We start from the raw sequence: 11,942 nt of genomic DNA on the forward strand, positions 1-11,942 counted from the left end.
CCGGGGCGAACGATCACCACGGCGCCGGGAATGCCGTCGACTTCTCCAACGGCTCCGGCAACACCGACGAGATGCTCGCGTTCGCGAACTACCTGGCGGACAACTACCAGGGCCAGCTCGCCGAGCTGATCTACGACGACCCCCGATTCGATCGGCAGATCAAGAACGGGAAGATCGTCGACCGCTCGTTCTACGCGGGCGCCGGGGATCACACGCACCACGTGCACGTGGCCGCGCGCGAACCGCTGGCGCTCGATCCCGGCACCGGCACCGGCACCGGCACCGGCACCGGTGATCAGGATCGGGTGGATACGCGCACCGACCGCGAACGCAACATCGACGCGGTCATCGCCGAAGGCAAGCGGCGCGGCATGTCCGACAAGGCCATCCGCTCCGCCGTGGCGACGATGCTCGCCGAATCGGACGGCCGGAACCTCGCCAACCCGAACGACCCGGAGTCGCTGAACTTCCAGCACGAGTCGCTGGGGTACGACCACGACAGTTCGGGTGTGTTCCAGCAGCGCAACAACGGGGCGTGGGGCACTGCCGAGGATCGCATGGACCCGGCGAAGGCCGCGGGAATGTTCTACGACGAGTACACCCGCAAGAACGGTGACTCGATGTCCGAGGCCGAGGCAGCCCAGGCTGTCCAGCAGTCCGCGGTGCGGGACGGCAGCAACTATGCGTCCCAGCTGGATGAGGCGGACAAGCTCATCGCCGAGTCCAACGCCCGCGGCCAGGGCGCCGACTACGCGGTCGGCACCACCAGCAGCGGCGCGACGCTGATGACGGACGGGCAACGAGTGTTCGTCACCAACTGGCCGGCAACTCTCCGTGCCGCCGAGGCATCGTCAGGCACTCCATCGGCACCGAAGACAGTCTCTGTCAGTGGCGGTGGTTCCGGTGGTGGCACTCCGCAGACTGCGGGACTTCCGGTGCCGTCGAACCCGCCAGAGCAGCTGTCGACACGGTTCGGTGAGTTCGGGACGCAGGCAGGCGAGATCGGCACCCAGGCCGCACTCGACGTCTTCGGCCTGGGTGGCACCCTGCTCGATCCGAACCATCGCTACTGGAAGGCGATCCGCGACACCGGCGCAGCGTTCGCAGGCATGAACGAGCAGGGCGGCGCCGGCGCCACCTCGCCATCAATGCGGCGGAACGGCGTGCAGATCGCGAACAACATCACCGTCTCCAATGACCAGGAGCAGATCCGAAAGTTGCTGGAAATGACGAAGCGGCTACTGATGCAGCACGGAGGGGCGGGAGCGTGAGCTTGAATATTTGGATCGCCGGTGCCGGTGGCGGCCCGGAGATCCACCTCGCGGGCGACTTCGCTGGGGAGGAAGGAATCCGCCTCGGCAAAGGCCAAGTGCAGGGCTTCTATCACGCGCCGGTAGACACGGAGTGGAAGCGGGCCAGGCGGCAGCGCGGCGGATCGTTCGCCGGTCTTGAGAATCCCGCGCGCGACATGCAGCTCGGCTTCCGTGTCCGCGCCATCGCCGGGCAGACGTGGCAGGAGACAGACGCTCTGCTCCGCTCCTGCTTCACCTACCAGCTGGATCCGTGGTGGCCGGGTGACACCCTCGCCCGAATCCATGTTGAATCCGACTCCGGTATCCGCGGCCTCGGGGTGCAGATGTTCGAGGAGCCGGACTTCGCGCCGGATATCAGCCCAGAAGTGCTCCAGTATGGGAACGTCTTCTACAAGCTGCGTGCTGGGCAGTCGTTCTGGGATGGGTCGACCGTCGTTGAGCCCTGGGAGACGTCCGCCACGTCCGATTCGGGCACGATCGAAGTGTCCAACCCGACCGATGTCGAAATGTTCCAGACGTGGGTCCTGACGCCGGGGACATGGACGGTTCCGGACGTGTCGTGGACGGGCCGCCCGCACGCCCGCACACCCGGCGGCCCGTACCCGACGCGGTCGATCACCCTGCAACCAGTCACCCCAGCCATGGGGTCGCTGACGATCCAGCTCGATCCGATGCGCGTGATGATGCAAGACGCATCCGGCATCAACGTCATGGGCCTTGTCGGCGGCGGCTACTACTTCATGCACACCATTCCACCGCACACCCCGCCAACGCCCTTGCCGATCTCGGTAACGGACGCGCCGGTGGGTGGGGCGCGGGCGGAACTGCATCAGCCGCGCCTGTGGTCGAACTGCATCGGAGGAATGTAGATGGCGACTGCATTGGAGCAGGCGTGCGCAGATGGCCTCGCGGCGGTCCGAGAACGCGAAGCCGCCCTGGCTATGTCGCGCCTGTACGCGCCCGTCATAAAGCTGTGGGATGGCAACATCAACCTGCAATACGTCGTTCGGTGCGAGAACGAATACGACTGGCTGGACGTCGAGAACGACACCGGCACCGGCGTCATCAAGATCGACGCCGAGTATGAAGAAGCGCAGTGGCTGTGGGACATTCGGGGCCGCAAGGATCGCGGCGAAACCATCGACATCCTCGCCACTGTCGATTACGTCGGCCGGCGTTGGTCCGGGTTCCTCGACACCGTCGATATGGAAACCAACGACCTCGGCCAATCCATCGTCACCGCGACTTTCTTATCCGACTACGAGCAGCTGAAGTGGCGGGACTTGTGGGCTACGCCGACCACCCCAGCAGGGTTTCAGCCGTTCAAGGTATTCATGTTGGGTGGCCCCACTGATTGGGCGTTGGGTACTGCACTCAAGCTGAACCTTGCCCGCGCGCACGGGTGGCCGTCGGGCATGGGATGGAATGATCCCCTCGCCGACGGGGACGCCGATTACACCGATTGGCCGATCGTCCTCGCCCCACTGGACTACGAAACGGCCGCCACCCGCGGAACCGTCACCGGCCTGGTTCTCTCGCGATTCAAGACGTGGCACGAGTGCGCCGAGTCGATGCTTCACGACGCGGACCTGACCGTCCGGTGGCGTCGGTACATGCCCGGCGATCCGCTGCCCTGGGAGGGTGCACAGGTCGCCCACGGCACGTTGGTCATCTGGTTCGAGAACAACTCGGGTGGGCTCGCCCCGACCGTGACGGGGTCCTTCTGGGAGGGTGTCGGGCAGTTGGTGCGGATCTTCGTGTCCGCATTCTCTGAGGGTCTCGGCGGTGGATCGCTACCGATCGAGAACTCCGAACAATCCATCGTTGGCCTGCCACCAGTGCCGGAGTATCAGGTGCCCGGCTACCTGGGGACCAACCCGAAGGTGCCGTTCGTGTTCTACCCGGCCGGATCACCAGGGGTTGTGTCTCAGAAGGCGTCCCTGAGATTGGCGCGTGGGCACAGGCTGACCGGTGGTGGGCACTCGATGCCGGGCATCAACGAGATCATCGAGGCGGCCATCGCAGCTATCGGCGATGCCATGGCAGCGATCCCGTTTGTCCCGATCCCCCCCTTGGGCGGCGTGGCGACGGCACTTCTGATGCCGTTCCTGGAGGACACGATCCTCGCCTTCATGACCGTATATCTGGTCAACCGCAGTCAGTACTTGTCGGACTTCTCGCTGTACGAGATGTGGGTGGATGGCGCAGACCAGGCATATACCCTCAGCGCCACGCTGGTACTGCGTGAGGCGGTCCGGGCGACCGAAACGAAGTACTCGGCGGACATGCAGATCATCGACGGCGCACCGTGGCTGGTCGGCGCGACAGGGCACGGTCATTTCGATTTGGGGAACCGGATCTTCATGCAGACCGAAGGCGACCGGTCGGGGCGAATCGAAGCGCCACGCGTGAAATCTCTTCGTCTGACCGCCGGACCCGGCCGGGCGCCCGGCTTCGATATCAGGCTCGGATCGAAAGACCCGCAGGACGCATTCGGGCTGATCCTGAAGCGTATTCAGAAACTTGTCAGCGGCATGAAAATGTTAGGTGTGATCTGATGCAGGACAACGAACTACCCACTCTCGCGAACTGTAATCCGGACGACCCCGAAGAGGTGCTCCTCCCGTTCTTCGTCGGTTTGCCGGACGTGATCGGTGCAATGCTCGTCTTCCCCATCAAGTGGTGGCGGAAAGTGTCTGCGCACCTCGTCGAATGTGGGGTCATGCTCCAATGCCCACAGTGCGGGCATCGCGAGGATCCGCGTAAGAAGTTCCGCATCGACGCGACCGAAGACCCGATGATGGGTGGCGGAGGCCGGTGGGTGCCGGCAGATGAGCCGGAGCCGGAGCGGGATGTGCTCGCTGAGCGGCTGGATAAGATCCGGCCGCAGATTAAGCAAGAGATGCTGCGGCGTCTGCGCGAGGAGTTCCCGGACGATCCCGGCCTGCATGACGGTGGTATGCGGTGACTGTCCCTGGAGGTAGCTATCCGGATGGCACCTTCGATGACGATCTAACCGGGCTGGGCGGGCTGGATGAGGCGACGTGGAAGCAGTCGAAGTTCGATGCTGCCGTTGGCCCCTACAACGTGGCGCAAGGCAACTTCAAGGGCGAGTTCGTGTCCGCCGTGCTCGTGAATGGCGAGATCGTCCGACTCGACAACCGCATCGACGCACTCGAGATCGGAACCGAACGCGCCTACCGCTACACGTACTCCGAATCCGATGTGTGGACCAAACACCCGGCCGCCTACAAGGTTGTCGTCGACGTACTGTCGGGGGCGACGTCCGGTACGCAGCCGAGCAGCACGGACGGGCTCGGCGGATGGTCCGGCGGATGGGAACGGATCGAGTTCACCGGCGCCGCTCTCGAGGCACTCCCGTCATCCGTTGCGATCACGATCGGGGAAGGCACCGCGGGCGGTTCGACCGCGCAGGCCGGCGCATCGTCGTTCGGTTCGTTCCTGATCGTCGCCGGTGCGACGACCACGAATTACGGTCCTGGGTCCCGGACGTACAAGATGCGCGGCGGGAACGGTGGCGGTGATGCCGCGAACGGTACCGCCGGTTCGAACGGACCGTTCCACCCCGGCGGATCCGGCGGCCAGGTCCCCGGCGGGCCGGGTAACGGCGGCCCGGGCGGGCACGGATTCAGTATCGATCTGGGGCGGCTCGGTCCCGGATCGGCCGGTGGCGGCGGAGCCGGTCGTGTGTCGATCTTCGGTGCCGGTGGCCCGGGTGGACACGGCGGGTGGCCGTCCGGCCCCGGCGGTGCACGAGGATACGGCGGCAATGGGATCCTGTCCGGCAATGGTGCTGCGGGCGCGGTGTTCGTCACCGTCTATGTGGCAGACGATTTCGGCCAGCCACCGTCGACGCCGGGCGGGCTCGCAGCGTCGAGCGTCACCAGCAACTCTGCGCACGTCACATGGTCGGCGTCGCTCGACGACGTGATGGTGAATAACTACGTGCTGTATCTGAACGGAGCCCGCTACGGCGTGGTGACGACGCTGTATCACGACTTCGTGGGGCTCACCCCATCGACGAATTACTCGGTGCGGATCCAGGCCGTCGACATCGGCGACAACGTGTCGGAGCTGTCGGATCCGTTGAGTTTCACTACAACCGCATAGGAGGTCATTGTGCCGACCGCAGAGATTGTGATGGAAGGACTTCCGTCGCCCGGCGGGTACGACGCCACCCTGTACAGGATCGATCCTCCGATCCAGGGCACCGATCACGTGCTCGTCTATCACCGGCCGCAGATCTGGGGTCAGCCCGGTCAGATGACGGTAATCCTCGCGACGCCGGGTGGTGTCGGGTACGGCGGTCGCCGGGACCCGATTCTGGGCACTCACACCAACGACGTATCGGATCACATTCTTGCCCTGCAACTTGCCGGTGGGTATCGGATCGTCGCACCCGAGACTGCGGAGGGTGGATCGTGACGCACTACTGGCCGCTCGAGCGCGGCCACATCGTCACATCCGGATTCGGCGCCCGCTGGGGCGGAACCCACTGGGGCACCGACTTCGGGAGGGACGGCGGATCCGGCGGCATGCCGGTGTACGCGGTGCAGGGCGGCACGGTCGTCCAAGTCGGCCCGGCATCCGGGTTCGGACAGTGGGTCGTCGTCGACCATCCGACGGAGGACGGCGGCGGCACCACCGTGTACGGGCACATCGTCCCCGAGGTCGGTCTCGGCCAGCGGGTGGAGGCCGGCCAGCGGATCGCCCGCATCAACCCGGATCAGAACACGAACGGTGGTGTGGCTCCGCACCTTCACCTCGAGTGGCATCGGTTCGTGTGGACGCAGCCGGGTCCGAATCGGCTCGATCCGCTGCTGATGCTCGACGGTGCACTGTTCCCGGGCGAGGACACACCCGCACCCGCGCCTGCGCCTGTGCGCGGACTGACGGCGGAGACGCTGTCGGCGGCGATGGGTGGTTCCCTGCCGATCGACCGGTATCGGCAGCTCCTGCCCGCGTTCGCGGGCGCGATGATCGCCGCCGGGTGCACGACCGTGGACCGGGCCGCGATGTGGTGCGCGCAGCTCGGCACCGAATCCGGCGGGCTGCGGTGGATGGAGGAACTCGCCAGCGGCGCCGCCTACGAGGGCCGCAGCGACCTCGGTAACAACCAGTCCGGGGACGGTGTGCGGTTCAAGGGCCGCGGCCCGATCCAGGTGACCGGCCGTCACAACTACGGGGAGCTGTCCCGCTGGGCGCACGGTCGCGGCCTGGTGTCGTCGCCGACGTTCTTCCTCGACCACCCGGACGAACTCGCCTCGGACCGCTACGGGTTCCTCGGTGCGGTCTGGTACTGGACCGCGGCGCGCCCGCAGATCAACGCGCTGTGCGATGCCCGGAATCTCGAGGCGGTCACACGCGCGATCAACGGCGGACTGAACGGGCTGTCCGATCGGTCCGTCCGATACCAGCGGTGCCTCGACATCGGCACCGCGCTACTCCCTGACCCTGGAGGTTTCCTCGACATGCTCAGACACGAGGAGCAGGTGGAACTGCTCGAAAAGACACGCGAACTGCATCGGCTGCTGGTCGCTCCGGAGCCGTCGATGGTGGACGGCCAGCCGTACGCGGCGGCGACCTTGATCCGCACCGCGGACTACCACGCCTTCCACGCGAACGTGCAGTCCCGAGAAATCCTCGAACACCTGAAGGGAAAGAATCAGTGACCGTCCTCGAGAACCCCACGACCCGCAAGGTCATCTACGCGCTCGCCGCCGCAACCGGCGCAGCCCTCGTCGCCCTCGGCTTCCTCGACGCCGGAGTGTCGGCGCAGATCGTCGCGGTCATCGGCGGCATCCTCGGACTCGGTGTCGGTGGGCTCGCCGGTACGCGCGTGGAGCAGCGGCCCGTAGTCGACGATGCGACCGCGCAGGTGATCGCCGAGACGGTCGCCCAGCACGTGCAGGCGGCCGGCGGTGCGGTCAGTGCTGCGCAGTCGACGGTCGACCAGGTGCTCGCTGACGTTCGTCAGCGGCTCGGGCGGTAGCCGTGCGCGGTCTGCGCACCGTGTCGTACGCGATGGCCGGTGCCGCCCTCACCCTCACTGCCCTCTACCTGGGGCCGACGACGCTCGTGCAACGCCAGGTTGTTGGCCCGCAGGTCACCCTCGTGCAGATCATCGACGACATCGTGCCGCTCTTCCCGCTGCTGTTCGCGGTCGCCGGAACGCTGGTGCTGGTGTCCACGCTGCGCACGCGGGGGGTGGTGATTGCGCACGCGATCGCAGCGACCGCGTGGATGTTCTACGGGCTGCTGCTGCTCCTCGGGTCGATTTTCCTCGAGCCGCCCGCACCGGTACTGACCGGAACCATCGCGATCTGGGCGTCCCTCATGCACTTCGGTATGGCGCGGGCCTGGGCTGAGCAGGGGGTCAGATGACAGCGACCGAACTGATTGCCATCGTGGTCGCTGCGATCGGTGCGATCTCGACCGGTGTCGTGTCGATCATCAACGGGATCCGGCGCGCCGACGACGCCGAGACGTTGCAGCGGCGCGTGCAGATCCTCGAGGACCGCGACAAGGAACAGGACCTGCAGATCGCTGGGCAGGACCGGCAGATCGCTGCGCTCGACCGGTGGAAGTTGGCGGCCCGGCACTACATCGCGCAGCTGCGGGGCACGCTCGCCGACCGCGGTATCGCGTCGCCGGAGCCGCCTCCCGAGCTCGAGCTGAACCGGGAGGACTGATGGAGAAGCTTCCGCGCAGGCGGGGCACCTACACCACCGATGAGCCGAACCACGTTCTCGCCCTGCAGTTGGCGGGCGGGTACCGAATCGCAGAGGAGGACTGATGGTCGAAGTGATCGCGGCGCTCGTGTGGGATCTGATCTGGATCATGCTCGGACTCGGCGGTGTCCTGTGAGTCAGCCGCTCGGACACATTCCGATCAAGTCGAAACTCACCCTATCGAGGGGCGCCGACTTCGCGCAGATCGTGCGCCGGCAATCGTCCGATCCACAGATCCCCATCGGTACGACAGCGGAAATCGTGCTGTACACGAAGGGCACCGAGACGGTGCTCGCGACGTGGACAGCGATCTCGGTCACCGAGGACTACGCCGAGTTCCGCGTCGAATCCGAACAGACCGACCTCATCCCGGCCGGCGCGACCTTCCGGCTGTACATCCACTACCCAGAGACACCGACCCTGGACCTGCTGTGGGTCTACGGCGATGTTCAGCGCAAGCAGTAGGAGGCCCTCGTGGCAATTTCTGTTCCCTCAACCAGACAGTCGATGATCGACGTCCTGAAGACGTCCGGCACCTACCTGTCGCTGCACACCGCCGATCCGACAACCACCGGCGGATCCGAAGTGTCGGGCGGTTCCCCCGCGTACGGGCGCAAGCAGACCACCTGGACCTCCGGCACGACCGGCACCCTGTCCGGTACCGAAGTGACATTCGACTGCCCGGCCGCGACCGTCACGCACGTCGGATTGTGGTCGGCCGCGTCGGGCGGAACGTTCATCGCCGGTCAGGCCCTGTCGTCGTCGATCGTGCTCGGCGCGCAGGGCCAGGTGAAGATCACCCCGTCCGGTCTGCAGACGTAGCCATGTCCGATCCGATCATCGCTGCGCTCCCAGCCGTGCGCGCCGATGGCGGGTTCGCGCTGCCGGACGTCGTGGAGTCGGTCGCGGCGTTGCCGTCCGTAGTGATCGCCGTCGGGCTGCCCGAGATCGGCGAACATGCCCTGCCCGTTCCCCGGGTGCCGGTACTGCTGATGCCGTCCGGCACGGTGGCGATGCTGCCGGTTCGGTACGGGGTGCAGTTCACCGCCAACGGCGGCTTCACTGTTGCCGCGGTCGCAGTGCACCCGGCGGCTGTCGAGTTCTCGGCAGCCGCAACGTTCGATGCGGTTGCGTTCGAGGTGCAGACACGGGCCGTCGTGTTCTCGGGTGAAGGACTGTTCGTGGCGAGCGACATTCCGCGCCGTTTCGTCGAGTTCACTGGTGCCGGCGGATTCGCTGTCGAAGGCATCGCGGTGTTCTCCGCGCCTGCGGAGTTCTCCGGGATCGGTGCAGTCGTCATCGTCAAGGCATCGCAGGTGCAAGCGCGGTCGGTTCAGTTCGCCGGTGTGGGCGCACTCGCGGCGTCCGCGATGCAGCTGCAGGCGCGCGTCGCACAGTTCGCGGGTACGGGCACGTTCGGCGCGGCCGGCGTTCAGGTGTATTCGCGTACCGTCCAATTCGCTGGTGTCGGTGGGTTCTCCGCTGTCGGGACGATCAAGAAGTCGTACACTGACGACTTCAACAGGGCGAACGGTGCGATCGGCTCCAACTGGGGTCCGTCGTCGCCGCAGCCGGTCGTCAACACCAACGCCGCGCAGAACAGCACAGCGTCCGGTAACACGCCGCAGCTCGTCGAGTACCTCGGCGGCATGATGGCAACCGACAACTATGCGGTGACCGCCACCATCAAGACACCGGTCGGTACGTCGCGCGTGACGACGACGTACTTCTATCTCCTCGCGCGAGGGAATGGGACGGCCACGCAGGACGACGACCGTGTGCTGCTCGTCCTCTCGGGTGCGGCGTTGTCGTCCGGGTTCTACACGATCAACAGCGCGGGCACGATCTCGTCTCGGCATGTGGCGATCTCGACGGCGTTCGTCACCGGTGACACTGTGACGCTCGAGGTGAACGGGAACGTGTACACGGCGAAGAGGAACGGGACGACGATCGCGACGTTCACGGACAGTAGTGGCATCGTCCCCGTCAACGCGGGGCATCGTGGGTTCGGGTTCGGGACTCAGCCGTACAACTCGGGGTACGGGTTCGCGTTCGATCAGATCGTCGCCGAGGATCTGTGACGCCGGCCGGTGGTAGCCTGTCCGCGCATCGCCAATGCAGTCAGGCTCCCGTCCGGGACCTACAGAAGTGCCCCCGTTCCTCGTCGTGAGGAGCGGGGGCGCTTCGTCGTGTCCGGGGTCAGTCCTCGTCGTCGCTCAGCATGATCGGGCCGGTGGCGCGGAACTCGGCGAGCAGGGCGGTGAAGATCGGGGTCATCGTGGGGCCTTCCGGGAGTGTGTGATCGGGGGAGTGGTGGGGGCCGGTTTCCCGGCCCCCGCCGTTCTCACTCGGTGATCGTGGCCGCGGCGACCTGGCGTCCGCTGGCGTCCCGGACGAAGTAGCCGATCATGTCGGTGCCGTCGCACTCGGGGTCGAGCTCCAGGGTGTAGCCCTCCTCGCTGGCCCAGCCGGTGAGCTGGTTACCGGCGTCGGTGAGGGAGTCCTCGAAGTAGAGGACGTCGTCGGTGGTGGGGTAGATGGTGAGGATCTGGGCGATCATCTTGTGCTCCTTGGTGTTTCGTGTTCCTGACAAGACACAATCTAGCGCGCTAGACATCTGGTGTCAACACCTGGAGCGGAGAAATCTAGCGTGCTAGCCTGACCTGCATGAACACGCTCGAAGGGCTCGAAGATGCCCGCACCCGCCGCGCCGCACTCGTCGCCCAGATCGAAGCCATCGACGCCGAGATCCGCGACCTCGTCCAGGCCGGCGTCGCAGAAGGGCTCACTGGCGGGGAGATGGCCGAAGCGGCCGGACTCACCAAGCAGCGCATCTCGCAGATCAAGCGCGGCGGGCGACAGTAGGAAGCCCCGACGGGGAACCGAGGAGACTGTCAGGAACACCTCACCCGCCGGGGCCCGGTCAGACTACCGCATTCGCCCCGGCGGATTAGGTTCGTGAAGGTAACGAACGATCTACCCTACGGCGTCGATCACGACGCGACGCTCGCCGCCAGCCAGCGCCGCACCGTCGCCTCCGACCGCCCGATCTGGTCCGCGATCGCATAGTTGCTCAGGCCGGCGGCGTGGAGCTGGCACGCGCGATGACGCAGTGCGTCACGCTCGTCCTCCGGTGCGTCATCCTCGACGCCGGCAGGTGTGGGTTCCGGCTCGGGCACGACCGTGAGCTGCGCTGACGCGGGCGTCGCCGGCGTGTCGCAGCCTGCGTCGGCCGTGCTCGCGATCTCGGTGTCCGTGCGCGGTGTGTCGGTGCCGGCGAGCGCCCGGGCGCGCACGATCGACAGGTGCGTCAGGGCAAGCGCCGCGACCGGCGGCACCACTGCGACAGCAGTGGCGACCGCCGGGTGCACCGGCCCCGGCGGCAGCAACAGATGCGCCACGTTCCCGGCGATCGACACGCCGACCGCCGCCCACAGTAGGAACCAGGCGTAGCGACGCGCCGGCCCCGCGTCGAGCGTCACTGCCGCCCGGGTCGCCGCGACGATCAGTCCGTCGACGACGAGCGGCCACACCGCGGCTTGCCAGTCGCCGAGCCCGGCCCGCGCCGCCACATCCGCGAGCGCGGTGTACGACAGGCATAGCGCCGCGACGCCGAGCGCGTAGATCAGTGCCGCGTCGTCGCGCGCCACCCGAACCTTCTTCACGAGACCCCCTCGGATTGGATCGAACTCAGGGGAGTTGGGCGCACCGCCGCACGATGTACCGGATACGTACCGGAAACACCCCAACTCACTTGAACGCACAGAAACCGACAGCTACGCGAACCCAATTGCGCCGGTCGGAAATGACAAACGGAGTACAACTCACTTGCCCGTAACGGCTCATTTTGGACCGTCGAAGCCCTGGTGAGGCGGCG

The 11,942-nt window shown here is 66.3% G+C and carries 15 protein-coding genes and 1 pseudogene; 14 read left to right on the forward strand and 2 right to left on the reverse strand.

Going from position 1 to position 11,942, the window contains the following annotated elements; all coding sequences use genetic code 11:
• The 13 genes and pseudogenes from A8G15_RS31210 to A8G15_RS22895 form a co-directional block, all read left to right on the forward strand.
• Nucleotides 1-1,271, forward strand: a pseudogene (locus A8G15_RS31210) (hypothetical protein); the annotation flags it as partial.
• Entirely contained in the window at nucleotides 1,268-2,182 is a 915-nt protein-coding gene (locus A8G15_RS22840) for a hypothetical protein (protein WP_068165027.1), read from the forward strand. The pseudogene A8G15_RS31210 and the gene A8G15_RS22840, both read left to right, overlap by 4 nt.
• On the forward strand, nucleotides 2,183-3,871 hold the full coding sequence (locus A8G15_RS22845; protein WP_156665519.1) for a Gp37-like protein: 1,689 nt from the start codon (nucleotides 2,183-2,185) through the stop codon (nucleotides 3,869-3,871).
• Nucleotides 3,871-4,281, forward strand: coding sequence for a phage gene 29 protein family protein (locus A8G15_RS22850; RefSeq protein ID WP_082900103.1), 411 nt, complete (start codon nucleotides 3,871-3,873; stop codon nucleotides 4,279-4,281). The genes A8G15_RS22845 and A8G15_RS22850 overlap by 1 nt, the downstream gene beginning before the upstream one ends.
• Nucleotides 4,278-5,444 carry a fibronectin type III domain-containing protein gene (locus A8G15_RS22855; protein WP_156665520.1) on the forward strand — a complete coding sequence of 389 codons (1,167 nt, stop codon included), beginning with the start codon at nucleotides 4,278-4,280 and terminating at the stop codon, nucleotides 5,442-5,444. The genes A8G15_RS22850 and A8G15_RS22855 overlap by 4 nt, the downstream gene beginning before the upstream one ends.
• A 9-nt stretch (nucleotides 5,445-5,453) precedes the next feature.
• A complete protein-coding gene (locus tag A8G15_RS22860; RefSeq protein WP_156665521.1) occupies nucleotides 5,454-5,759 on the forward strand; it encodes a hypothetical protein in 306 nt (101 codons plus the stop codon).
• The gene (locus tag A8G15_RS31495; protein WP_245687964.1) at nucleotides 5,756-7,006 is read left to right on the forward strand and encodes a peptidoglycan DD-metalloendopeptidase family protein; all 1,251 of its coding nucleotides are present in this window, start codon (nucleotides 5,756-5,758) and stop codon (nucleotides 7,004-7,006) included. Before A8G15_RS22860 ends, A8G15_RS31495 begins: the two co-directional genes overlap by 4 nt.
• Nucleotides 7,003-7,326 (forward strand): hypothetical protein, encoded by a 324-nt coding sequence (locus A8G15_RS22870; RefSeq protein WP_068165037.1) that lies wholly within the window; start codon nucleotides 7,003-7,005, stop codon nucleotides 7,324-7,326. Before A8G15_RS31495 ends, A8G15_RS22870 begins: the two co-directional genes overlap by 4 nt.
• Before the next feature lie 2 nt (nucleotides 7,327-7,328).
• A complete protein-coding gene (locus tag A8G15_RS22875) occupies nucleotides 7,329-7,718 on the forward strand; it encodes a hypothetical protein (protein WP_068165040.1) in 390 nt (129 codons plus the stop codon).
• The gene (locus A8G15_RS22880; RefSeq protein WP_068165042.1) at nucleotides 7,715-8,026 is read left to right on the forward strand and encodes a hypothetical protein; all 312 of its coding nucleotides are present in this window, start codon (nucleotides 7,715-7,717) and stop codon (nucleotides 8,024-8,026) included. Before A8G15_RS22875 ends, A8G15_RS22880 begins: the two co-directional genes overlap by 4 nt.
• A gap of 171 nt (nucleotides 8,027-8,197) precedes the next feature.
• On the forward strand, nucleotides 8,198-8,530 hold the full coding sequence (locus tag A8G15_RS22885) for an LtfC-like domain-containing protein (RefSeq protein ID WP_068165046.1): 333 nt from the start codon (nucleotides 8,198-8,200) through the stop codon (nucleotides 8,528-8,530).
• Nucleotides 8,531-8,572: 42 nt separating this feature from the next.
• Nucleotides 8,573-8,887, forward strand: coding sequence for a phage tail fiber protein (locus tag A8G15_RS22890; RefSeq protein WP_156665522.1), 315 nt, complete (start codon nucleotides 8,573-8,575; stop codon nucleotides 8,885-8,887).
• Nucleotides 8,888-8,889: 2 nt separating this feature from the next.
• Nucleotides 8,890-10,146, forward strand: coding sequence for a hypothetical protein (locus A8G15_RS22895; RefSeq protein ID WP_068165049.1), 1,257 nt, complete (start codon nucleotides 8,890-8,892; stop codon nucleotides 10,144-10,146).
• A 263-nt stretch (nucleotides 10,147-10,409) separates the two neighbouring features.
• Here the strand turns inward: A8G15_RS22895 and A8G15_RS22900 are convergent, their stop codons facing one another.
• Nucleotides 10,410-10,625 carry a hypothetical protein gene (locus A8G15_RS22900; RefSeq protein ID WP_068165051.1) on the reverse strand — a complete coding sequence of 72 codons (216 nt, stop codon included), beginning with the start codon at nucleotides 10,623-10,625 and terminating at the stop codon, nucleotides 10,410-10,412.
• 107 nt (nucleotides 10,626-10,732) lie between these two features.
• Between A8G15_RS22900 and A8G15_RS22905 the strand changes: the two genes are divergently transcribed.
• Complete coding sequence (locus A8G15_RS22905) at nucleotides 10,733-10,930, forward strand: hypothetical protein (RefSeq protein WP_068165053.1); 198 nt, start codon at nucleotides 10,733-10,735, stop codon at nucleotides 10,928-10,930.
• A 128-nt stretch (nucleotides 10,931-11,058) separates the two neighbouring features.
• On the opposite strand, the gene A8G15_RS22910 is transcribed toward A8G15_RS22905, so the two are convergent.
• A complete protein-coding gene (locus A8G15_RS22910) occupies nucleotides 11,059-11,730 on the reverse strand; it encodes a DUF2637 domain-containing protein (protein ID WP_169833930.1) in 672 nt (223 codons plus the stop codon).
• Nucleotides 11,731-11,942 lie beyond the last annotated feature (212 nt).

This window comes from Rhodococcus phenolicus (assembly GCF_001646785.1).
GTDB lineage: Bacteria > Actinomycetota > Actinomycetes > Mycobacteriales > Mycobacteriaceae > Rhodococcus > Rhodococcus phenolicus.

What these genes read in the sequence shown, in the direction of transcription:
- A8G15_RS22900 (WP_068165051.1), bottom strand. Translation starts at nt 10,625, where the DNA reads ATGATCGCCCAGATCCTCACCATCTACCCCACCACCGACGACGTCCTC.
- A8G15_RS22880 (WP_068165042.1), top strand. Translation starts at nt 7,715, where the DNA reads ATGACAGCGACCGAACTGATTGCCATCGTGGTCGCTGCGATCGGTGCG.
- A8G15_RS22895 (WP_068165049.1), top strand. Translation starts at nt 8,890, where the DNA reads ATGTCCGATCCGATCATCGCTGCGCTCCCAGCCGTGCGCGCCGATGGC.
- A8G15_RS22845 (WP_156665519.1), top strand. Translation starts at nt 2,183, where the DNA reads ATGGCGACTGCATTGGAGCAGGCGTGCGCAGATGGCCTCGCGGCGGTC.
- A8G15_RS22850 (WP_082900103.1), top strand. Translation starts at nt 3,871, where the DNA reads ATGCAGGACAACGAACTACCCACTCTCGCGAACTGTAATCCGGACGAC.
- A8G15_RS22905 (WP_068165053.1), top strand. Translation starts at nt 10,733, where the DNA reads ATGAACACGCTCGAAGGGCTCGAAGATGCCCGCACCCGCCGCGCCGCA.
- A8G15_RS22890 (WP_156665522.1), top strand. Translation starts at nt 8,573, where the DNA reads ATGATCGACGTCCTGAAGACGTCCGGCACCTACCTGTCGCTGCACACC.